Annotated in this window: 22 protein-coding genes and 1 riboswitch; of the genes, 9 read left to right on the top strand and 13 right to left on the bottom strand. The window is 73.0% G+C overall.

Annotated elements, in window-relative coordinates; all coding sequences use genetic code 11:
* Positions 1-80: 80 nt before the first annotated feature.
* Positions 81-137 (bottom strand): trp operon leader peptide, encoded by a 57-nt coding sequence (locus OG309_RS38135; protein WP_123954659.1) that lies wholly within the window; start codon positions 135-137, stop codon positions 81-83.
* 91 nt (positions 138-228) lie between these two features.
* On the opposite strand from OG309_RS38135, the gene OG309_RS10160 reads away from it, so the two are divergent.
* Both OG309_RS10160 and OG309_RS10155 read left to right on the top strand, forming a co-directional pair.
* Positions 229-1,581, top strand: coding sequence for a class II 3-deoxy-7-phosphoheptulonate synthase (locus tag OG309_RS10160; protein ID WP_329419905.1), 1,353 nt, complete (start codon positions 229-231; stop codon positions 1,579-1,581).
* Positions 1,582-1,703: 122 nt separating this feature from the next.
* On the top strand, positions 1,704-1,940 hold the full coding sequence (locus tag OG309_RS10155; protein ID WP_329419903.1) for a (2Fe-2S)-binding protein: 237 nt from the start codon (positions 1,704-1,706) through the stop codon (positions 1,938-1,940).
* Here OG309_RS10155 and bfr read toward each other — a convergent pair.
* On the bottom strand, positions 1,937-2,413 hold the full coding sequence (gene bfr / locus OG309_RS10150; RefSeq protein ID WP_132915621.1) for a bacterioferritin: 477 nt from the start codon (positions 2,411-2,413) through the stop codon (positions 1,937-1,939). The genes OG309_RS10155 and bfr overlap by 4 nt on opposite strands.
* A 186-nt stretch (positions 2,414-2,599) precedes the next feature.
* On the opposite strand from bfr, the gene OG309_RS10145 reads away from it, so the two are divergent.
* Positions 2,600-3,232, top strand: a complete 633-nt coding sequence (locus OG309_RS10145; protein ID WP_329419902.1) for a sulfite oxidase-like oxidoreductase — start codon at positions 2,600-2,602, stop codon at positions 3,230-3,232.
* On the opposite strand, the gene OG309_RS10140 is transcribed toward OG309_RS10145, so the two are convergent.
* The 6 genes from OG309_RS10140 to thiO all read right to left on the bottom strand — a co-directional run bounded on the left by OG309_RS10140 (position 3,229) and on the right by thiO (position 8,918).
* Positions 3,229-3,795, bottom strand: a complete 567-nt coding sequence (locus tag OG309_RS10140; RefSeq protein WP_329419900.1) for a DUF4396 domain-containing protein — start codon at positions 3,793-3,795, stop codon at positions 3,229-3,231. The genes OG309_RS10145 and OG309_RS10140 overlap by 4 nt on opposite strands.
* Before the next feature lie 68 nt (positions 3,796-3,863).
* Positions 3,864-4,712 (bottom strand): deoxyribonuclease IV, encoded by an 849-nt coding sequence (locus OG309_RS10135; protein WP_329419898.1) that lies wholly within the window; start codon positions 4,710-4,712, stop codon positions 3,864-3,866.
* Between the two features lie 6 nt (positions 4,713-4,718).
* Positions 4,719-6,611, bottom strand: a complete 1,893-nt coding sequence (pknB, locus tag OG309_RS10130) for a Stk1 family PASTA domain-containing Ser/Thr kinase (protein WP_329419897.1) — start codon at positions 6,609-6,611, stop codon at positions 4,719-4,721.
* 148 nt (positions 6,612-6,759) lie between these two features.
* On the bottom strand, positions 6,760-7,554 hold the full coding sequence (locus tag OG309_RS10125; RefSeq protein WP_329419896.1) for a thiazole synthase: 795 nt from the start codon (positions 7,552-7,554) through the stop codon (positions 6,760-6,762).
* Between the two features lie 3 nt (positions 7,555-7,557).
* Positions 7,558-7,758, bottom strand: coding sequence for a sulfur carrier protein ThiS (gene thiS, locus OG309_RS10120; RefSeq protein ID WP_329419894.1), 201 nt, complete (start codon positions 7,756-7,758; stop codon positions 7,558-7,560).
* Positions 7,755-8,918: a glycine oxidase ThiO gene (gene thiO / locus OG309_RS10115; protein ID WP_329419892.1), complete on the bottom strand. Its 1,164-nt coding sequence runs from the start codon at positions 8,916-8,918 to the stop codon at positions 7,755-7,757. The genes thiS and thiO overlap by 4 nt, the downstream gene beginning before the upstream one ends.
* Positions 8,916-9,028, bottom strand: a riboswitch (TPP riboswitch). (Overlaps the previous gene by 3 nt.)
* 82 nt (positions 9,029-9,110) lie before the next feature.
* On the opposite strand from thiO, the gene OG309_RS10110 reads away from it, so the two are divergent.
* From OG309_RS10110 to OG309_RS10090, 5 genes are all read left to right on the top strand, one after another.
* Complete coding sequence (locus OG309_RS10110; RefSeq protein WP_329419891.1) at positions 9,111-10,367, top strand: NAD(P)/FAD-dependent oxidoreductase; 1,257 nt, start codon at positions 9,111-9,113, stop codon at positions 10,365-10,367.
* 43 nt (positions 10,368-10,410) lie between these two features.
* Positions 10,411-10,776: an Rv2175c family DNA-binding protein gene (locus tag OG309_RS10105; RefSeq protein WP_329419889.1), complete on the top strand. Its 366-nt coding sequence runs from the start codon at positions 10,411-10,413 to the stop codon at positions 10,774-10,776.
* 100 nt (positions 10,777-10,876) lie between these two features.
* A complete protein-coding gene (gene thiE, locus OG309_RS10100; protein ID WP_329419886.1) occupies positions 10,877-11,527 on the top strand; it encodes a thiamine phosphate synthase in 651 nt (216 codons plus the stop codon).
* Positions 11,528-11,646: 119 nt separating this feature from the next.
* The gene (gene metF / locus OG309_RS10095; RefSeq protein ID WP_329419884.1) at positions 11,647-12,564 is read left to right on the top strand and encodes a methylenetetrahydrofolate reductase [NAD(P)H]; all 918 of its coding nucleotides are present in this window, start codon (positions 11,647-11,649) and stop codon (positions 12,562-12,564) included.
* 51 nt (positions 12,565-12,615) lie between these two features.
* Positions 12,616-13,422, top strand: coding sequence for a hypothetical protein (locus OG309_RS10090; RefSeq protein ID WP_329419882.1), 807 nt, complete (start codon positions 12,616-12,618; stop codon positions 13,420-13,422).
* A gap of 40 nt (positions 13,423-13,462) precedes the next feature.
* Here OG309_RS10090 and OG309_RS10085 read toward each other — a convergent pair whose 3' ends face one another.
* From OG309_RS10085 to OG309_RS10065, 5 genes are all read right to left on the bottom strand, one after another.
* A complete protein-coding gene (locus OG309_RS10085) occupies positions 13,463-14,890 on the bottom strand; it encodes a phytoene desaturase family protein (RefSeq protein WP_329419881.1) in 1,428 nt (475 codons plus the stop codon).
* Positions 14,891-14,911: 21 nt separating this feature from the next.
* Complete coding sequence (locus tag OG309_RS10080; RefSeq protein ID WP_329419880.1) at positions 14,912-15,550, bottom strand: DUF4126 domain-containing protein; 639 nt, start codon at positions 15,548-15,550, stop codon at positions 14,912-14,914.
* 332 nt (positions 15,551-15,882) lie between these two features.
* The gene (locus tag OG309_RS10075) at positions 15,883-16,491 is read right to left on the bottom strand and encodes a TetR/AcrR family transcriptional regulator (RefSeq protein WP_329419878.1); all 609 of its coding nucleotides are present in this window, start codon (positions 16,489-16,491) and stop codon (positions 15,883-15,885) included.
* Positions 16,492-16,510: 19 nt separating this feature from the next.
* The gene (locus tag OG309_RS10070) at positions 16,511-18,598 is read right to left on the bottom strand and encodes a YhgE/Pip domain-containing protein (RefSeq protein WP_329419877.1); all 2,088 of its coding nucleotides are present in this window, start codon (positions 18,596-18,598) and stop codon (positions 16,511-16,513) included.
* A complete protein-coding gene (locus OG309_RS10065) occupies positions 18,570-19,610 on the bottom strand; it encodes an ATP-binding cassette domain-containing protein (RefSeq protein ID WP_329419875.1) in 1,041 nt (346 codons plus the stop codon). Before OG309_RS10065 ends, OG309_RS10070 begins: the two co-directional genes overlap by 29 nt.
* Before the next feature lie 159 nt (positions 19,611-19,769).
* Here OG309_RS10065 and OG309_RS10060 point away from each other — a divergent pair, with 159 nt between their 5' ends.
* The gene (locus OG309_RS10060; protein WP_329419873.1) at positions 19,770-20,300 is read left to right on the top strand and encodes an SAV_6107 family HEPN domain-containing protein; all 531 of its coding nucleotides are present in this window, start codon (positions 19,770-19,772) and stop codon (positions 20,298-20,300) included.
* Positions 20,301-20,343: the final 43 nt, after the last annotated feature.

Below are 20,343 nucleotides of genomic sequence, written 5' to 3'. Positions count from 1 at the left end.
GGATGCGGAGAGGAACGGCCTCGGGGTACGAGAAAGGCCGCCCCTCGGGCGGCCTTCGCGTGATTTCGGTGTACGCGCAGTCAGTGGGCCGCCGGATGAGCGGTCCACCACCAGTTCTGGGTCGTCTGCGTGAACATGGCGCCGATCGTAGCGCATGAGCCGGATCACACCCGTCTCATCCATCGGTCACTGGCGTGGACGCGGCCTCCGGCACCGTACTGTGGTGGCGTGACCGTGAACGCTGATACCCACGCCGTCGCCAAGGCGACCTGGCGAGACCTGCCCGCGGCGCAGCAGCCTGAGTACCCCGATGCCGAGGCTCTGCGCGACGTCGTCGCGGAGCTCCAGAGCTATCCCCCCCTCGTCTTCGCGGGCGAGTGCGACCAGCTGCGCGCCCGGATGGGAGCCGTCGCCCGTGGCGAGGCGTTCCTCCTCCAGGGCGGTGACTGCGCCGAGGCCTTCGACGCCGTGTCCGCCGACCACATCCGCGCCAAGCTGAAGACGCTGCTCCAGATGAGCGCCGTCCTGACCTACGCGGCCTCCGTGCCCGTGGTCAAGGTCGGCCGCATCGCCGGGCAGTACTCCAAGCCGCGCTCCAAGGGCACCGAGACCCGTGACGGGGTGACCCTGCCGACCTACCGCGGCGACTCCGTCAACGGCTTCGACTTCACCGAGGCCGCCCGCGTCCCGGACCCCGAGCGCCTGAAGCGGATGTACCACGCCTCTTCGTCGACGCTGAACCTGGTCCGCGCCTTCACCACCGGTGGCTACGCCGACCTGCGCCAGGTGCACGCCTGGAACCAGGACTTCGTGAAGTCCTCCCCGTCGGGCCAGCGCTACGAGGCGCTCGCCCGCGAGATCGACAACGCGCTGAACTTCATGAAGGCCTGTGGCACCGACCCGGCCGAGTTCAAGGCCGTGGAGTTCTACTCCTCGCACGAGGCGCTGCTGCTCGACTACGAGGGCGCGCTGACCCGTACGGACTCGCGGACCGGCAAGCTCTACGACACCTCCGGCCACATGGTCTGGATCGGCGAGCGCACCCGTCAGCTGGACCACGCGCACGTCGAGTTCGCCGCGCGGATCGCCAACCCGATCGGCATCAAGCTGGGTCCGACGACGACCGCGGAGGAGGCGCTCACCTACATCGACCGCCTCGACCCCGACCGCGAGCCCGGCCGGCTGACCTTCATCGTCCGCATGGGCGCCGACAAGGTCCGCGACAAGCTGCCCGAGCTGGTCGAGAAGGTCACCGCCTCGGGCGCGACCGTCGCCTGGGTGACCGACCCGATGCACGGCAACACCTTCGAGGCGGCCTCGGGTCACAAGACCCGTCGCTTCGACGACGTGCTCGACGAGGTCAAGGGCTTCTTCGAGGTCCACAAGGAGCTCGGCACCCACCCCGGCGGCATCCACGTGGAGCTGACCGGCGACGACGTCACCGAGTGCGTGGGCGGCGGCGACGAGATCTTCGTCGACGACCTGCACCAGCGCTACGAGACCGCCTGCGACCCGCGCCTCAACCGCAGCCAGTCGCTCGACCTCGCCTTCCTGGTCGCGGAGATGTACCGCGATCAGTAGGGAGCTTCCTACGAGGATGGGGCGCGGATCCATGTGATCCGCGCCCCATCGTCGTATCCGGGTCTTTTACGGCCCCGGACCGCCGGGTAAGGTTAGGTTAGCCTTATCGATCCCGGCGGGAGGTGAACCGCGTGTACGTCTGCTCATGCTTCGGTGTCACGGAGAAGCAGGTGAAGGACCATGCCGAGGCGGGCGCCTGCACGCCCCGCCAGATCGCCTCGGCCTGCAAGGCCGGCACGGACTGCGGTTCGTGCGTGAAGCGCATCCAGGCCCTCCTCGGGCGCGGCAACTGCCCACGGCGCGAGCTGCTGGACCAGGGCGTGCCGGCCCTGGCGGCGGACCTGTCCGAGGCCGCTTAGCTCGGCTGCTCGATGAGCGTCGAGCAGTAGAGCGCCTCGCCCAGCTGCTCGATCAGCTCCAGCTGGGTGTCCAGGTAGTCGATGTGGTGCTCCTCGTCGGCCAGGATCTCCTCGAAGAGGTTGGCCGAGGTGACGTCGCCCTTGGCCCGCATGACCTCGATCCCGCGCCGCAGCCGGTCGATCGCCTCGACCTCGACCTGGCGGTCGGCCTCGAACATCTCCTTGACCGTCTGGCCCACCCGGACGTGGAAGAGACGCTGGTAGTTGGGCAGGCCGTCGAGCATGAGGATGCGCTCGGTCAGCTTGTCCGCGTGCTTCATCTCGTCGATGGACTCTTCGCGGGTGTACTTGGCCAGCTTGGTCCAGCCCTTGTTGTCCTGGATGCGGTAGTGCAGCCAGTACTGGTTGATCGCGGTGAGTTCGCCGGTCAGCTGCTCGTTGAGGAACTCGAGGACCTCGGGGTCGCCCTGCATCGCTTCAGGATCCTTCCACGTATGTAACCGCCGCCACTGGGCAGGATGGCCGCATCCTCGCAGTGCGCATGGGTGGCGTCCAGTAAGTGCACGCTTACTGTGAGTTGTACCGAACGCCGGGATGTCCCGGGATGTCGGGCGGTCACTGGTCATGACCACCCCTCGCCGTCTGTCACCATGGATGACATGGGTCAGCCGGAGGGCGGAGTACGCCGGGAAGCAGGAGCGACGGATCTTCCGCCGGGGCAACGCCTTCAGCGCGGCTGGCCGGTCACCCACTACGGTCCCGTGCCGCGCTTCAAGCCGGAGCGCTGGGAGTTCCGGGTCTTCGGGGCGACCGCCGACGGCGACAAGCACTGCTGGAACCACGAGGAGTTCTCGGCGCTGCCCTTCGGCTCCGTCGTGGCCGATCTGCACTGCGTGACGAAGTTCAGCATGGTCGGGGCCGAATGGGGCGGGATCCCCGCCCGCACGATCCTGGAGCTCGCCCCGCCCGCGCCCGGTGTCACGCACGTGATGGTCTGGGCGGAGTACGGCTACAGCGCCAACATGCGGCTGGCCGACTTCGCCGCGGAGAGCACGATCTTCGCCACGCACAAGGACGGCGAGCTGCTCACCGCCGAGCACGGCTTCCCGCTGCGGCTCGTGGTGCCCCACCTGTATGCCTGGAAGGGCCCGAAGTGGGTGCGGGGCGTGGAGTACATGGCCGCCGACCGGCGTGGCTTCTGGGAGGAGCGCGGCTACCACAACATCGGTGACCCGTGGACGGAGCAGCGCTACTCGTACCAGGAGGAGCCGGGCGACGGCCCCGAGCTCTAGTGGTACTGGTGGACGACGGCGTGGCCCTTGCCGCGGCCGATCATCCACTTGTTGACGGGCGTGGTCACGACGAAGGCGACCGCCAGTGAGATCGCCAGGACGATCCAGAACAGCGACTCGGTCAGGTGCGCGTCCATGGCGCCCGGCCACAGCGCGATGACGCCGTTGTCGATGAGCTCCATGACGGCGATGGACAGGGTGTCGGCGGCGAGCGCGACCTTGAAGGCGGTCTTGAAGTCGACGCCGGCCGCGAGGATGCCGCGCAGGGTGAGCGCGTAGCCGAAGAAGAAGGCCAGGGCGATCGCCAGGATCATCGTCGACAGGTTGCCCCAGCCGAGCGCGGTGCCGATGATCATGCCCAGGACCTCGCCGATGGCGCAGCCGGTGAGGCAGTGGAGCGTCGCCTTGGCCGCCATGGACCAGGAGACCTTGCCCGTGCCCAGGTGGTGACCGTGGTGTCCGTGGTCCTCGTGTCCCTGGTGGTGGGCGTGGTTTTCGTGGTGCTCGTGGTGTCCCTCGTGGGTGGCGGGGTGCTCGTGACCGGTGTGCGGGTCGTGCTGCATGGGTGCCCCCAAAGGTCGGGTAGCCGTTCCTGCCTACACGGGAACGTTATACCCCCCTGGGGTATTCCTCAACGCAGTTTCTTCAACAGCTCCACGTCCGCCCGGTGCCCCTCGGGGCCGCCCGGAGTCTCGATGATCAACGGCACGCCGTCGGTGGCGGGGTGGCTCAGGAGGTTCCCGAAGGCCTCCTGGCCGATGTGCCCCGCGCCGATGTTCGCGTGCCGGTCCTTGTGGGCTCCGACCACGTCCTTGGAGTCGTTGGCGTGGATCAGTCTCAGCCGGCCCTCGCCGACCACCGCGACCAGCTCGTCCAGGGTGCGGGCGGCGCCGTCCGGGCCGGTCAGGTCGTGCCCGGCGGCGAAGATGTGGCAGGTGTCGAGGCAGATGCCCAGCTTCGGGTGGTGGTCCAGCGCGTCGAAGTACGGCCCGAAGTCCTCCGCCCGCGAGCAGAGCGAGAAGCCCTGCCCGGCGGTCGACTCCAGCAGCAGGAACGGGTCGTCCTCGTGGGTCAGCTCGTCGAGCAGCGGCAGCATCCGCTCCCGCACCTGCGCGAGCGCCTGGGCGCGCGGACGTCCGCCGGTCGCCGAGCCGGTGTGCACCACCACGCCCTTGGCGCCGATCTCCCGGCCGCGGCGCAGCGAGTGGCGCATCGACTCCACCGACCTGTCCACCGTGGCCTCGGTGTGCGAGCCGAAGTTGATCAGGTACGGGGCGTGCACCCAGGCGGACAGGCCCTCGGCCTCGCAGCCGGCCCGGAACAGCTCGTCCTGGGCCGGGTTGCCGACCGGGGTGGCCCAGCCGCGCGGGTTGGCGACGAAGACCTGCACGGTCTCGGCGCCGAGCTCGCGCGCGTAGCCGAGACCGGTCGTGGCGAGGCCGCCGGCCACGGGGACATGTCCGCCGACGGGGTTGCGCATGAGTCTCTACAGTCCCTTGATCGTGAGCGTGATGGTGGAGCCCTCGGCGGCGGTGGAGCCGCCCTCCGCGGACTGGCCGGTGACCGTGTCGCCGAGGAAGGGGAAGGTCTTCTCGATCCTCACCTCGAAGCCGGCCGACTCCAGCTCGGCGCGGGCCTCGTCGGTCTTCATGTCGACGACGTCCGGCACCTCGACCATCCGGGGGCCCTTGGAGACGGTGAGGGTGATCGTGTCGCCCTTGGCGGCCCGGCTGCCCTCGGCGAGGGACTGCGCGGCGACGGCCCCGGCGTCCTCGGGCGAGTTGATCCGCTCCGGGGCCACCGTCACCGTGAGGCCGGCGTCCTGGAGCGTGGCGGTGGCGTCGGCCACCGACTCGCCCGTGACGTCCGGGACGTCGATCGGCGTGCCCTTGCTGACCACCAGGGCGATGGCCGACTCCGGGGCGCGCTCCGTGCCGGGCTCCGGGTCCGAGCTGATGACGGCGCCCTGCGCGACGGCCTGGCTGAAGGCGTACGTGATCACCCCGGGGGCCAGTCCCTCGTCGGTCAGCTGCTTCCTCGCGTCGGCGAGGGGGACGCCCTTCAGGTTCGGGACCTTCACGATCTCGGGGCCGCGGGAGACGGTCAGCGTCACCGTGCCGTTGCCGCGGATGCGCTCGCCGGTGCCGGGGTCGGTGGCCATGACCGTGCCCCGCTCGTACACGTCGCTGAACGCGCGCTTGGTCGCGCCCACGTCGAGGCCGGCGTCCGCGAGGCGCCGGGTGGCCTGCGCCTCGCTCTGGCCGAGGACGGCGGGGACCCGGGTGAACTGGCCCGAGTTGATGTACCAGACGCCGGCCCCGATGCCGAGGGCCAGCAGGACGGCGGCGACGATCAGGAACGGCCCCCGGGGTGCCGTCCGGCGTCGTGACGCCGGGGGCGCGGGCGGCGGGGTCGGCAGCAGGCTGGTGTGCTCCACCGGCTGGGGCAGCAGTCGCGGGATGACGCTGGTGCGGTCCTCGGAGCCGGAGCCCCCCGGCGTGTGCGCCCGTGGCGGTACGGCGTCCAGCTGCCCGTCGTCGAGCCCGGCGCGGGCCTCGCGGAGCAGCGCCAGCAGGGCGACCGCGTCGTACGGCCGCAGCTCCGGGTCGCGCGCCGTGGCGCCCGCCACCAGGTCGTCCAGCTCCGGCGCGAGCCCCGGGAAGGCGGCGGACGGCGCCGGCACGTCGGTGTTCAGGTGCTGGTAGAGCACCTGGGCGGGGGTGTCCCCGGAGTGCGGCTTGGCGCCCGTCAGCATCTCGTACAGGACGACCCCGCACGCGTACACGTCGGCGCGGGTGTCCGCGGTGCCGTGCTCGATCTGCTCCGGGGCGAGGTAGGAGACGGTGCCGAGGACCGCGCCGGTGGTGTCGGTGGCCGAGCCCACGGCCCGTACGAGACCGAAGTCGGCGACCTTCACCCGGCCGTCGTCCCCTATGAGGACGTTCTCGGGCTTCATGTCCCGGTGCACGAACCCGGCCCGGTGCGCGGCGCCGAGCGCGGCCAGCACCGGCTCCAGGATGTCGAGGGCGGCCCGCGGCGCGAGCGCGCCGCGCTCGCGCAGCACGTCACGGAGGGTGCACCCGGCGACGTACTCCATCGCCAGGTACACGTACGCGCCGTCCGCGCCCTGGTCGAAGACCCCGACGACATTGGGGTGCGCCAGGCGCGCGACCGACTTGGCCTCGCGCATGAACCGCTCCACGAACGCGGCGTCCGTGGCGAGGTCCGGGTGCATCACCTTGAGGGCGAGCACCCGGTCGAGGCGGGTGTCGACGGCCCGGTAGACCGTGGCCATCCCGCCGACGGCGATGCGCGCGTCGACGCGGTAGCGGCCGTCGAGCAGCCGCCCGACGAGGGGGTCCTGAAGGGTCGTGTCCACGGCGTCGAGTCTACGAGCCGCGTACGGGCCCCCCGCCCGCGTCGGGCGCTCTGCAGCGCGGTTGTGACGCGCGCGACCCCCGTGCGCGCCCCCCGTGGGGACCCGGGCGGCGACCCGCCCGGGCCGTGCGGTCCCGGCCGGGCCCGCGCTAGAACGCCGGCCGTTCCGGGTCGAGCCGGGCGCGGCCCTCGTGCGGCGAGGAGGCCTCGGCGAAACGGCGGCGCGGGATGCGGCCCGCGCGGTGGGCGAGGCGGCCCGCCTCCACCGCGTGGCGCATCGCCTCGGCCATCAGGACGGGCTCCTGGGCCCGGGTCACCGCCGAGGCCAGCATCACCGCCGAGCAGCCCAGCTCCATCGCCAGGGCCGCGTCGGAGGCCGTCCCGGCGCCCGCGTCCAGGATCACCGGCACCCCGGCCCGCTCCACGATCAGCTCGAAGTTGTGCGGGTTGCGGATGCCGAGCCCGGAGCCGATCGGCGAGCCCAGCGGCATGATCGCGGCACAGCCCACGTCCTCCAGCTTCTGCGCGAGGACCGGGTCGTCGTTGGTGTAGGGCAGCACGACGAAACCGTCGTCGACCAGCGTCTCGGCCGCGTCCAGCAGCTCCACCGGGTCGGGCAGCAGGGTCCGCTCGTCGGCGATGACCTCCACCTTGATCCAGTTGGTGCCGAGTGCCTCGCGGGCCAGCCGGGCGGTGAGCACGGCCTCGCCCGCGGTGTAGCAGCCCGCGGTGTTCGGCAGCACGCGGATGCCGAGCCGGTCCAGGACGGACAGCACCGAGCCGCGCACGGTCGGGTCCAGGCGGCGCATGGCGACCGTGGTCAGCTGCGTGCCGCTGGCGACGAGGGAGCGGTCGAGCACGTCGAGGCTGGGCGCCCCGCCGGTGCCCATGATCAGGCGGGAGGAGAACTCGGCGTCGCCGAGCAGGAACACGTCGTCGGACACGGCTCAGCCCCCCTGCACCGCGGTGAGGACCTCGACCCGGTCGCCCTCGCCGAGCGGGGTCGTGGCCCACTGGCTGCGCGGGACGACCGTCTCGTTGACGGCGGCGGCCACCCCGGCGGGGGCGGCGGTGAGGGTCGCGACGAGGGCGTCGAGGAAGAGCGGGTCCGCGAGCTCGCGGGGCGCTCCGTTCACGGACACGTTCATGCGTGCTCCAGGTGTACGGGGGAGAAGCGGCGGGCGGTGAAGGGGCGGGCCTCGTCGGGCAGCGCCCCGGTGGTCAGGGCCTCGGCCATGACGTCGCCGGTGACGGGGGTCAGCAGCACCCCGTTGCGGTAGTGGCCGGTGGCCAGGTGCAGACCGGGCAGCGCGCTCGGGCCGAGCAGCGGCGCGTTGTCGGGGGAGCCGGGCCGCAGCCCGGCGCGGGTCTCGGTGAGCGGCAGCTCGGTGATGCCCGGCACCAGCTCGTGCGCGTCGCGCAGCAGCTCGTACACGCCGCCCGCCGTGACGGTGGTGTCCCAGCCCAGCTCCTCGCTGGTCGCGCCGACGACCAGCTCCCCGTTCTCGCGCGGCACCAGGTAGACGTGGCTGCCGCGGACCACCGCGCGGACGGTGCGGGAGAGGAACGGCGCGTACGCGGGCGGCACCCGCAGCCGCAGCACCTGCCCCTTCACGGGCCGGACCGGCGGCAGCACCCGCTCCGGTACGCCGGCCAGCCGGCCGCTCAGGCTGCCGGCGGCCAGCACCACCTGGTCCGCCGCCAGCTCGTCGCCGCCGGCGAGGACGGCGCCGCGGGCCCGGTCCCCGGCGACCGTGAGCCGCTCGACGAGCGCCCGGTGGAACACCACCCCGGCCCGCTCGCAGGCGACGAGCAGCGCGTCGGCGAGCCGGCGCGGATCGACCTGGTGGTCGCCGTCCACCCGCAGCCCGCCCCGGACGCCCGGGGCCAGCATGGGCTCCAGCCGGCGGCACTCGCGCCCGTTCAGCCACTCCGAGGCGAGCCCGCAGCGGGTCTGCAGGGCGTGCAGCTCGCGCAGATGGGCCCGGTCGTCGGCGTCGAGGGCGACGGCGAGGGTGCCGCAGGCGCGGTAGCCGACGTCGTGGCCGGTGGCCTCGGCGAGTTCGGCGACGAACGCGGGATAGCGGCGGGCGGAGTCGAGGTTGAGCCCGAGCAGGGTCTCCTCGCCGAAGTGCAGTTCGGTGACGGCGGCCAGCATGCCCGCCGCCACCCGGGCGGCGCCGCCGCCCGGTTCGGGGTCGGCCACGGCGGTGCGCAGGCCGCGCTGCGCGGCCCGCCAGGCCGTGACCAGGCCGATGATGCCGCCCCCGATGACGAGGACGTCAGAGGTACCGCGTGTACGCGACATGGGCGTCCAGCCCCTCCCTTCGCCGGCATGACCCGGATCAGGTTCGTACGGTCGGAGGCCGGACAGCCTCCCTCTCAGCCCGGTGCGTCCGGGCTCCCGCGAGTGCTTTACGCCCGCCACACTAGCCGCAGGGCGCGGCCCGTCGCAGGCCCCTCCCTTCCTGACGATCCGTCAGATGCGTAAGGTGGGCGGGTGAGCGAGCAGAAGCAGACCCAGCGGCACACCGAGCGGAACGTCGTGATCGTCGGCGCCGGAATGGCGGGCGTCCAGACCGCCGTCGCCCTGCGCGAACAGGGCTTCACCGGCCCCGTGACCCTCATCGGCGCCGAACCCCACCAGCCCTACGACCGGCCCCCGCTCTCCAAGGCGGTCCTCCTCGGCACCGCCGAGGGCTCCGCCTTCGACATCGACTTCGCGTCCCTCGACATCACCCTGCGCCTCGGCGTCGACGTGACCGGGCTGCGCCCCGCCGACCGCGAGATCGACACCGAGGCCGGCCCCGTCCCGTACGACACGCTGGTCCTCGCCACCGGCGCCCACCCGCTCACCCTGCCCGGCACCGAAGGAGTGCCCGGCGTCCACCTGCTGCGCACCCTCGACGACGCCATCCGGCTGGGCGGCGTCCTGGAGCGCCGCCACGACGTCGTGGTCGTCGGCGCCGGCTGGATCGGCGCCGAGTTCGCCACCGCCGCCCGCGCGGCCGGCTGCGCCGTCACCGTCGTCGAGGCCGCCGACCGCCCCCTCGCCGGCGCCCTGCCCGCCGAGGTCACCGCGCCCATGACCGCCTGGTACGCCGAGAGCGGCGCCGAGCTGCGGCTCAACGCGCGCGTGGCGGGCGTCGAGGAGGGGCGGGTGGTCCTCGCCGAGGGCGCCGACCGCTCCGGCGAGCGGGCCGAGCTGCCCGCCGACGCCGTGGTCGTCGGCATCGGCGCCCGCCCCGCCACCGGCTGGCTCGACGGCTCCGGCATCGCCCTCGACCCGAGCGGCGCCGTCACCGCCGACGACCGGCTGCGCAGCTCCCTGCCCGACGTGTACGCGGTCGGCGACTGCGCCTCGTTCCCCTCGGCCCGCTACGGCGAGCGGCTCCTCGTCCACCACTGGGACAACGCCCTCCAGGGGCCGCGCGCGGTCGCCGCCGACATCCTCGGCCGGCCCGCCGGGGAGCCCGCGCCGTACGACCCGGTGCCCTACTTCTGGTCCGAGCAGTTCGGCCGCTTCGTCCAGTACGCCGGCCACCACGGCGCCGCCGACACCCTCCTGTGGCGCGGCGACCCGGCCGACGAGGCCTGGACCGTGCTGTGGCTCCAGGACGAGGTGCCCGTCGCCCTGCTGACCGTCAGCCGCCCCCGCGACCTCGCCCAGGGGCGTCGGCTGATCGAGCGCCGCACCCCCCTCGACCCGGCGAGGGCGGCCGACCCCTCCGTCCCCCTGAAGGCCGCAGTCAGGTAGGGCCCGACTACCGGCTGTCAGTCCGGGATGGCACGCTTGTCCCGTGACCGAGATTGACGCAAAGACCGATGCTCTCGTACCCGCCTGGCTCTTTCTCCCCGACATCGCGGAAATGCTCGATGTCGAGGTGACGCGCGTGCGCCAGCTGGTCAAGGAGGGCCAGCTGATCGCCGTCCGCCGCGGTGAGCGCAGCGTGCTCCAGGTGCCCGCCGCCTTCATCGACGGCGACAAGGTCGTCAAGGGCCTCGCCGGCACCCTGACGCTCCTGCGGGACGACGGCTTCAGCGACGAAGAGATGCTGGAGTGGCTCTTCACTCCGGACCCGACCCTGCCCGGCACCCCCGCGCAGGCCCTGAGTGAGAATCGCGGCACGGAGGTGAAGCGCCGCGCCCAGGCGCTCGCCGTCTGACCCGGTACCACCGAGCACCACCGAAGACACCACCGCGGGTGCCGGACCGACCCCACCGGGGCCGGTCCGGCACCCGCGCCACCCGACGGGGGGAACCACCATGTCCACGCCTCGCGCACAGCTCGCCGACGCCCGGCTCTACCTGTGCACCGACGCCCGGAAGCGCCAGGGCGACCTGCCCGCCTTCCTGGACGCCGTGCTCTCCTCCGGCGTGGACATCGTGCAGCTGCGCGACAAGGGCATGGAGGCCGGCGAGGAGCTGGACCACCTGGCCGTCTTCGCCGACGCCTGCCGCCGCCACGGCAAGCTGCTCGCCGTCAACGACCGGGCCGACGTCGCCCACGCCATCGGCTCCGACGTGCTCCACCTCGGCCAGGGCGACCTCCCCGTGCCCGCCGCCCGCGCGATCCTCGGCGACGAGGTGCTGATCGGGCGCTCCTGCCACGCCGAGTCCGAGGCGGCCGCGGCCGCCGCCGAGCCCGGAGTGGACTACTTCTGCACCGGCCCCTGCTGGCCCACCCCCACCAAGCCGGGGCGGTACGCGCCGGGGCTCGACCTCGTGCGCTACACGGCGGCCCTGGAACAGGACCGCCCCTGGTTCGCCATCGGCGGCATCGACGAGGGCAACCTCGACGAGGTGCTGGACGCGGGCGCCCGCCGGATCGTCGTCGTCCGCGCCATCACCGAGGCCGACGACCCGGCCGCCGCGACCGCCTCGCTCGCCAAGCGGGTCCGCGACCGCCTCGCGTAGGCCACCGGCCGGGGCCCGGCCCCACCGGACACGCCGGGCTGGCCGGAAACCTGTCCAGAACCTGTCCATAACGCGGACGCGCCTTCTGTCTGCCCCTGGACCCCGTCTAACCTGCCCGTATGGCCCTTGGTACCGCTTCCACCCGCACGGACCGCGCCCGCACGGTGCGGGACATCCTCGCCGACGGTGGCACCTCGTACTCGTTCGAGTTCTTCGCGCCCCGGACCGAGAAGAGCGAGCAGAGCCTCTGGAACGCCATGCGGCGGATCGAGGCGGTCGCGCCCAGCTTCGTCTCGGTGACCTACGGGGCCGGCGGCTCCACGCGCGGCGGCACCGTCAAGGCCACGCAGAAGATCGCCTCCGACACCACCCTCACCCCGGTCGCCCACCTCACGGCCGTCGACCACTCCATCGCCGAGCTCCGCAACATCCTCGGCCAGTACGCCGACGCCGGCATCAGGAACATGCTCGCCGTCCGCGGCGACCCGCCCGGCGACCCGCTGGGGGAGTGGATCGCCCACCCCGAGGGCGTCCACTACGCCGCCGACCTGGTCCGGCTGATCAAGGAGTCCGGCGACTTCTGCGTCGGCGTCGCGGCCTTCCCCGAGATGCACCCGCGCTCCTCCGACTGGGACACGGACATCCGGCACTTCGTGGACAAGTGCCGCGCCGGGGCGGACTACGCCATCACCCAGATGTTCTTCGACCCGGAGAACTACCTGCGGCTGCGCGACAGCGCCGAGAAGGCGGGCTGCGAGACCCCGATCATCCCCGAGGTCATGCCCGTGGTGAGCGTCCGGAGCCTGGAGCGGCTGCCCCAGCTGAGCAACGCCGCCTTCCCCGAGGATGTGAAAGACCGCATCCTCGCGGTCAAGGACGATCCGGCCGCTGTACGCTCCATGGGCATCGAGTTCGCGACGGAGTTCTGCGCGCGGCTGCTCTCCGAGGGTGTCCCCGGACTGCACTTCATCACGCTGAACAACTCCAGGGCGACGCTCGAGATCTACGAGAATCTCGGACTGCACCAGCAGTCGTGACCGGCCGTACTCGCCCCTTCCCGCGGCGGTGGCCGTAGGAGAGGGGCGGGCATGGGGTGGACGGTCCTCTACATCGCGTTCGGTGTCGTGGCGCTGTGGCTGCTGGGTGAGGTGCTCCTCCAGTACAAGGCACGGCTGCGCTGGCGGCTGCTCGCCTTCGGCGGCTTCCTCGGCGTCGTCGTCGGCGTGCTGCTGCCCTCCGTGCTGGTGATCGTCGTGGGCGCCGTCGCCTTCGCCGTCGGCCAGACCTACGTGACCCTCTCGTTCCGGCGCGGCTTCTCCACCGGCTGGGCGATCGGCGGCAGCCCCGGCGCGAGCCGCCGTCGCAGGTCCGGGGGACGGGCCGCGAAGGAGGGCCCGACGCTGGAGGTCAGCGACCTCTCCTACGAGCCCGCGGAGTCCCCCGTCGAGAACGCCTCCGCCGAGGACGCCTTCCCGGAGCCGCAGGAGGTCCACGCCGCGGCCTCCGACGTGTACGAGCCCCAGCCGCTGCCCGAGGACACCGGGCAGTACGCCGTCTACGGCACCTCCTACGACCAGCAGCAGCCCTACGCCGACGCCTACGCGGGCGGCTACGAGCAGCAGCCCGGCTACGACTACGGCACCGAGGGCCAGCAGCAGTACGCGGCCTACTCCGACCCGTACATCGGCCAGCAGGCCTACACCGACGCCGGCCAGCAGTACGGCACCTACCAGCAGCCGTACGCCGACCCGTACGCGCCCTCGTACACCTACGACACCCCGCCCGGCGGCGTCTGGGTGCCCCAGCAGCAGGGCCGCTCCGGGCAGGACGGCGCACCGCAGCACCCGCAGGAGCAGCAGTACGGCTACGGCGAGGACCAGCAGTACCGGTACTAGGGCGGGTCCGACACGCCCTGGGCGCCGCGCGCCGGACCGGTCACTGCGAGCCGCGGAAGTCCGCGCCCTCCACGATCAGTCCGGCGACCAGCGCCCCGGACATGCCCGCGTGCGCGAGCCCGCCGCCCGGGTGCGACCAGCCGCCGGCGAAGTAGAGGCCGGGGAGCGGCGACCGGTTGGCGGCGGGCAGCCACTGCCCGCCCGCCCCGGCCAGCGCCGGTCCCGGGACCTCGGCGGCACCCGTCTCCAGGAGGGTGTCGTCCGGGGTGCGGACCTCCTGCCAGAGCAGCCGCTCGCGCAGGTCCGGCACGGCCGTCGCGGCCTGGACCAGCATCCGCTCGGCGAACTCCGCCCAGGACGGCATGATCCCCACCGTCGCCGTGACCGTCACCGACTCGTGCGCCCCGTCCGGCCGCAGCGCCGGGTCGTCGGGCCGCAGCACGGTCACCGTCGGCAGCTCCCCGGAGGCGTGCACGACCGTCCGGTGCGCGGCGCCGGACTCCCGGGCCCCGCGCAGGGCCAGACAGAGCGTCACCCGGCCCGTGCGCATCGGCTGGTGGTGCGGCCGGTCGTCCCCGGACTCCCCTCCGACGGTCTGCTCGGCGTAGAGCGTGGGCACGGGCGCGCCCGCGACCACGTGGTCGGCCGCCACCGTCCCGCCGCCCGCCAGAGCGAGGCCGGTCGCCCGGCCCCGCTCCTCCAGGACGTCGGTCACCTCGGTGCCGAAGACGAACTCCACCCGCCGCTGCAGGCACCGCTCGTACACCGCGTCGGCGAGCGCGCGGATGCCGCCGGCCACGTACCAGCTGCCGAAGGTCTGCTCCATGTACGGCAGCACGGCCGCCGCGGCGGGGGCGGTGGCCGGGTCGAAGCCGTAGCTCCAGGCGTACGAGCCGAGGAGCGCGGCCAGCCGGGGGTCGCGCAGCTCGCGCTCGCCGATCCGCGCGAGCGTGGTCGTCGGGCGGCGCAGCAGGCCCGCCTTGGGCGCCGGATAGGGCTCGCGGCCCAGCGCGGAGACGTCCTCGGGCTGCGGCTCCTCCAGGAGCGGGCGCCGGGTGCGGTCCCAGGCCTCGCGGGCCCGCACCATGAACTCGCCCCAGCGCGCGCCCGCGCCCGCGCCGAGCGCCGCGTCCAGGGCGGCCATCGTCCCGGCCCGCGAGGCGTTCGGCAGGTCGACGCGGGTGCCGTCGGGGAAGACGTGACGGCTCGCCGGATCCACCTGCGTCAGCGTGACGCACTCCTCCAGCGGCTGCTTGCCGGTCTTGACGAAGAGGTCGCGGTAGACCGCGGGGAGGTGCAGCAGCCCGGGGCCGGTGTCGAAGCCGAAGCCGTCCCGCTCCAAGCGGCGGACCCCGCCCCCGTACGTCGCACCGCTCTCGTAGACCGTCACCCGGTGGCCCGCCACCGCCAGTCGGGCGGCGGCCGCCATCGAGCCGAGTCCCGCCCCGATCACCACAATCCGTGCCATGGGGGCGACCCTATCCGGCGCTCAGAAATGCTCCGAACCGTCCGTCGGCGCAGGTGGCCGCTCCCGGACGGCCGCCGGCCTCCGCTCCTCGCGGCGCTGCGCCCGGCGCCGCCAGAAGCGCCGGATGCTGTGGGCCAGGAAGGCCACTATCACCAGGCCGAGCACGAGCAGCACGGCCGCGATCACGGCCGCGGCGACCGGATGGAATATCGCGAACGTGATGACTCCGGCGACCCCGAGGTCCTCCGCCGTGGACACCGCGATGTTGGAGAAGGGCTCGGGCGAGGTGTTCACCGCCATCCGGGTGCCGGCCTTCACGAAGTGGCTCAGCAGGGCCGTCGTCCCGCCCACCGCGCCCGCCGCCAGCTCCGGAAGCGAACCGGACTGCCCCGCGAGCAGGGCGGCGACCACGGCGCCGGCGAGGGGCCGGATCACCGTGTGCGCCGAGTCCCAGACGGAGTCGACGTACGGGATCTTGTCCGCCACCGCCTCGCACAGGAACAGCACGCCGGCGGCGATCAGGACGTCGGGCCGTTGCAGCGCCTCGGGCACCTCGTCGGAGAGCCCGGTCGCGCCGAACAGGCCGAGCAGCAGGACCACCGCGTAGGCGTTGATCCCGCTCGCCCAGCCGCTCGTGAACACCAGGGGGAGTACGGACACGTCCGCGATGGTAGCCAGGTCTGAGTACCCGTACCTAGAGCGCGAGATGAGTAGATGCGCGGATGGGCTGTGACCTGCGGAGAAGGGAGAGTGGAACGCACGGAAGGGGCGCGGCTCCGGCACCGCCGGCACGGGGCTGCGGAACGGGGTCGCGCACCTGCCGGAACGGGGTCCACGGGGGATACGGGGACCCACGGGGGAAGTCGGGGTCCACGGGGGACACGGGGACCCGCGACGGAGTACGGACGAAGCGCCGGTCCGGCGTGGCTCGGGGGGATCGAGCCTCGCGGGACCGGCGCTTCTTTCGTGCCCTCGCCGTCCGGCGGCAGGTCTCAGCGGCCGCCCACGCGCCCGTGCAGGAGGCGCGAGAGCGCGGCGTGGACGTCGTCCAGGGAGCGCTCGCTCTGGAACGCCTGCCAGTCGAGCGCGGCCACCAGGACCATGCCGACCAGCGCCGCCGCCGTCAGCTTCACGTCGATCTCCTCGCTCAGCTCACCGGCCTCGACGCCCTCGCGCAGCACGCCCTCGACCACCGCGACGGCCTCCTGGCGGACCACCAGGAGGGTCGAGTTCCACGCCCGGTTGGTGCGCCAGAGCTCGGCCACGTACAGCTGGGTGAAGGCCGGGTAGCGGTCGATGAAGACCAGGCCCGCCCGGATCATCGCGTCCAGCGCGTCGACCCGGCTGCCGCCCCGCTCGGCGGTGTCCTCGGCCGCCGCCCGCAGGGAGGCGGCGAGGAGGGAGACGCCGTGCCGCAGCAGCTCCTCGAAGAGCTCGGTCTTGCTCTTGAAGTTGTAGTAGACCGTGCCCTTGGCCACGCCCGCCCGCTCGGCGATCTCGTCGACGGTCGTCGCCGAGAAGCCCTGCTCCGCGATGAGCGTGACGGCCGCTTCGTAGAGCTTGGTGCGCGTGGCCCGGCGTCTGGTGCTGCTGCTGTCCATGGGCTCGATTCTCACAGGTTCAGAGCGACAGTTCGGGGTGGAGCCGGTCGAGCGACCACACCTGCTTCTGGCGGGCGGTCAGGGCGGTCAGGGCCAGCGCGCCCACCGTGAACGCGGTGAGGACGGCGCAGGCCTGCCAGACCGGCCCGGTGCCGCCGCCCGAGATGAGCCGGCGCAGCGCCTCGACCACGTACGTCATCGGCAGGTACGGGTGGATCGCGTTGAAGAAGCCCGGGCTGGTCTGCACGGGGTACGTGCCGCCCGCCGAGGTCAGCTGGAGCATCAGCACCGCGAGCACCAGGATGCGTCCCGCCGCGCCGAACTTGGCGTTCAGCCACTGGATGATGGCGGCGAAGCAGCAGGTCACCAGCGCGAGGAAGCCGACCGTCCCGGCGGCCCGCGCCATCTGGAGCCCCAGGCCCCAGTGGAGCACCGACATCAGCGCGCCCACCTGGAGGACGCCGATCGCGGCGACCGGCAGCCAGCCCGCGAGCGCGATCCGCCAGGCGGAGGCGCCGGCGGCCAGGGCGCGCCGGTTGAGCGGCTGGATGATCATGTACGCGACCATCGCGCCGACCCAGAGGGAGAGCGGGATGAAGTACGGGGCGAAACCGGTGCCGTAGTTGGGCGCCTTGTGCATCGACTGGGCGGCCAGCTTGACCGGGTCGGCCATCACCTCGGTGCGCTTGTCGCGGTCCGGCTTGTCGTAGTCGGGGATCTGCTTCACCCCGTCGTTCAGGCCGGTGGCCAGCTCGCCCGAGCCGTCGGCCAGCTTGAACAGGCCGCCGTCGAGCTCGCCGGCGCCCTTCTTGAGCTTGCCGACACCCGTGTCGAGGCTGCGGGAACCGGTGCGCGCGTCGGTCAGGCCGGTGTGCAGCCGGTCCGCGCCGTCGGCGACCTTCTTGGCGCCCGCGTTGAGCTCGTTGATCTTCTTGACGGCGCCCTCGACGTCCCGGTCCAGGTGCGGGGCGCGGCGGGCCAGCTCGTCGGCGTCCTTCTTCAGCTTGGCGAGCCGGGTGTCCAGGGTCTTCAGGTCGCCCTTCTGGTCCTTGGTCAGCTCGTGCAGGTCGTCGGCGATCTTGGCGACGTCGTCGGCGGAGACCGCGGCCTCCTTGAGGACCTCGCACTCCTGGGCGTCGGGCAGCGGGTTCGTCACGCACCGCTTCTTGTAGAACGCGGCCAGCTTGTCGTCGGCCAGGTGGGCGGCGCCGCGGGCGATCGGGGCGCGGCGCACCAGGTCGTCCAGGTTGTGCCGGACGGCGGTCGTGGAGTCGGAGACCAGTCGGGCGGTGTCCCGGATCGACTTGCCGTTGTTCGCCAGGTACGGGCGGACCTTGTCGGCCGTGCCGTTCACCTTGTCGGCGAGCGCCTGGGTGCCGTCGGCGACCTTCCGGGAGCCGTTCTCCAGGTCCTTGGCGCCCTTGTTCAGCTTCTTGATGCCGGTGGCCAGGTCGCCGCTGCCCTTCTTGGCGTCCTTGAGGCCGTCGGCGAGGCTCTTGGAGCCGGCCTTCGCCTTGTCGACGCCGTCCTTCAGGTCGTCGGCACCCTTGGCGGCCTTGGCGGTCGCCTCGTGGATGTCGGAGAAGGAGATGAAGATCTTGTCCAGGAAGGTGCGCGAGGACTTCGTCGAGGCGGCGGTGCGGACCTCGGAGAAGACCGTGCGGGAGATCTGCCCGACGATGTAGTTGTTGGCGTCGTTCGTCCGCACCTTGAGGGCGCCGGCCTCGGGGGAGTCGCCGGAGCTGGAGGCGATCCGCCGGCTGAAGTCCGACGGCATCGTCAGGGACAGGTAGTACGTCCCGTCCTCGACGCCCTCGCGGGCCTCGTCGTCGCTCACCTCGTGCCACTCGAAGACGGCGCTCTCGCGCAGGTTCTCGGTGATGTCCGCGCCCGCGGTGATCTTCTTCCCGCCGGCGGTGGCGCCGCGGTCCTCGTTGACGAGGGCGACGGGGATCTTGTCGAGCCTGCTGTACGGGTCCCAGAAGGACCACAGGTACAGCGCGCCGTAGAGCAGCGGCAGCAGCAGGATCGCGACGAGCGCGGCCCGCGGCAGCTTCCCCCTGCCGAACCGCTTGAGCTCAAGCGCGGCCAGTCTCGGCGAACGCATCGTCCTCCCCCTTCTGGTCCTTCTGGATGGTGTCCGCGGCGGGCCCGGGCCGGGCGGGCAGGGCCTGGGTGGCGGCCTCGGGCCGGGGCGCGGCGTCCGACGTGGCCTCGGGCTCGGGTGCGGTCCCGGGCTTGGCCTTCGTCGTGCGTACGGTCCCGGGCTCGGGCTCGGCCTTCGTGGTGCGTACGGTCCCGGGCTCGGGCTCGGCCTTCGCTCGTCCGGTCCCGGTCCCGGCCTCGGCCTCGGCCTTGGTGCGCGCGGTCGCGGTCCCGGCCTCGGGCGCCTTCGGCGTGCTCCGGGTGGTGGCGGGCGCCGTGGAGACGCGCAGCGCGTCCTCCGGGGCCTCGCTGCACACGGCGAGCACGGTGATGCCGGAGTCGGCGACGGACCGGAGCAGGGCCCAGGCCTCGGCCCGGTCGGCGTCCGAGAGCTTCAGGTCGGTGTCGTCCAGGGCGACCAGCCGGGGGCGCCCGAGGAGGGCGAGGGCCAGCGACAGGCGCAGCGCCTCCAGTCGCTCCAGGTCCCGTACGGAGGTCCGCTCGCCCTTCGGCAGGGTCTCCGGGTCGAGGCCGGCGGCCTTCAGGGCCTCGTCGATCCGGGCCCGCGTGGCGGCGGCCCGCTCGGCGGGCGGCCGGAGCAGCGCCTTGAGCGAGCCGTCGAAACGGCGCTGGAGCAGGGCCCGCTCCCGCAGGTGCTCGGCGACGGTGAGGGCCGGGTCGAGGTCGCTGACGCCCGGCACCGGGCCGAGCGCGCTGATCCGCCGTACGGCCGCCATCTTCTTGGGCAGCCGGAGCCTCGCCACCTGGGCGTGGCCCTCCTGGGCCTTCATGCGGCCGGTGAGAGCCAGCAGCAGGCAGGTGCGGCCGGACCCCGAGGGCCCCTCGATGGCGACCAGCGATCCGGGCGCGGCCTCGAAGCCGATGCCGCGGAAGGCCCAGCCGCGCGGGCCCTTCAGCCCGTATCCGTCCGCGACGACGGCGGCGCCGTGCGGCTCGTCCGGGTGCGCGTCCACGATCCCCCCTAGGAATTCTTTGAACTGACCAGTCAGTGCAAAAAGTTACCGCTGAGTCGCCGAACTGGCAAAGCACCAGGTCAGGGCGATTGTCAGTGGGGGCGGGCACGATGAACACATACGGCCACAGCGCCGTCACCCGACGACAGGAGGCTCGTCATGGCCGGCCACTCCGCCGCAGCCGCACCCCGGCGCCACACCGCGCCGCGCCCCGCCCCCGCCCAGCTCGGACCCGCGTCCGACGTCCACCCGGTCGCCCGCCGCGCCTCGGCCCCGCCCGCCGCCCTCGACCTGCTCGCCAAGGCCAGGGCGGGACTCGACGAGGCCGCCGCGCTCGACGTGCCCAACGAGCGGTACGCCACCGCCCACCTCGCCGCCCTGCGCACCGCCGCCGCCGTGCTCGCCGTCCGCGGCCGGCCCGAGCGCGACCCCCGCAAGCGGGCCCGCATCCGCAGCACCTGGGAGGTGCTCCCGGAGATAGCGCCCGAGCTCACCGAATGGAGCGCCCTGTTCGCCTCCGGGGCCGCCCGGCGGGCCAGGGCCGAGGCCGGGATCACCGGCGCCGCGAGCCGACGCGACGCCGACGACCTGCTGAGGGACGCGGCCGTGTTCCTGCGCCTGGTCGAGCGCCTCCTGGTGCTCCCGCCGGTGCTGCCCCGCCAGCCGGGCGCCGAGGAGACCACAGGATGATCGGGACCGGAGGCCCGAGGCCATAGGGTGGAGCCGTTCGTCC

The sequence above is a fragment of the Streptomyces sp. NBC_01268 genome, assembly GCF_036240795.1.
Taxonomy (GTDB): Bacteria; Actinomycetota; Actinomycetes; order Streptomycetales; family Streptomycetaceae; genus Streptomyces.
The sequence above is the reverse complement of the archived record's forward strand: the minus strand, read 5'-3'. Positions and strand labels throughout refer to the sequence as shown.

Bases quoted from the DNA above. Each gene is read 5' to 3' on its own strand.
- bfr (WP_132915621.1), bottom strand. From the start codon at position 2,413: ATGCAGGGCGACCCCGAGGTCCTCGAGTTCCTCAACGAGCAGCTGACC.
- OG309_RS10145 (WP_329419902.1), top strand. From the start codon at position 2,600: ATGGGTCAGCCGGAGGGCGGAGTACGCCGGGAAGCAGGAGCGACGGAT.
- OG309_RS10140 (WP_329419900.1), bottom strand. From the start codon at position 3,795: ATGCAGCACGACCCGCACACCGGTCACGAGCACCCCGCCACCCACGAG.
- OG309_RS10135 (WP_329419898.1), bottom strand. From the start codon at position 4,712: ATGCGCAACCCCGTCGGCGGACATGTCCCCGTGGCCGGCGGCCTCGCC.
- thiS (WP_329419894.1), bottom strand. From the start codon at position 7,758: ATGAACGTGTCCGTGAACGGAGCGCCCCGCGAGCTCGCGGACCCGCTC.
- thiO (WP_329419892.1), bottom strand. From the start codon at position 8,918: ATGTCGCGTACACGCGGTACCTCTGACGTCCTCGTCATCGGGGGCGGC.
- thiE (WP_329419886.1), top strand. From the start codon at position 10,877: ATGTCCACGCCTCGCGCACAGCTCGCCGACGCCCGGCTCTACCTGTGC.
- metF (WP_329419884.1), top strand. From the start codon at position 11,647: ATGGCCCTTGGTACCGCTTCCACCCGCACGGACCGCGCCCGCACGGTG.
- OG309_RS10090 (WP_329419882.1), top strand. From the start codon at position 12,616: ATGGGGTGGACGGTCCTCTACATCGCGTTCGGTGTCGTGGCGCTGTGG.
- OG309_RS10085 (WP_329419881.1), bottom strand. From the start codon at position 14,890: ATGGCACGGATTGTGGTGATCGGGGCGGGACTCGGCTCGATGGCGGCC.
- OG309_RS10075 (WP_329419878.1), bottom strand. From the start codon at position 16,491: ATGGACAGCAGCAGCACCAGACGCCGGGCCACGCGCACCAAGCTCTAC.
- OG309_RS10070 (WP_329419877.1), bottom strand. From the start codon at position 18,598: ATGCGTTCGCCGAGACTGGCCGCGCTTGAGCTCAAGCGGTTCGGCAGG.
- OG309_RS10060 (WP_329419873.1), top strand. From the start codon at position 19,770: ATGGCCGGCCACTCCGCCGCAGCCGCACCCCGGCGCCACACCGCGCCG.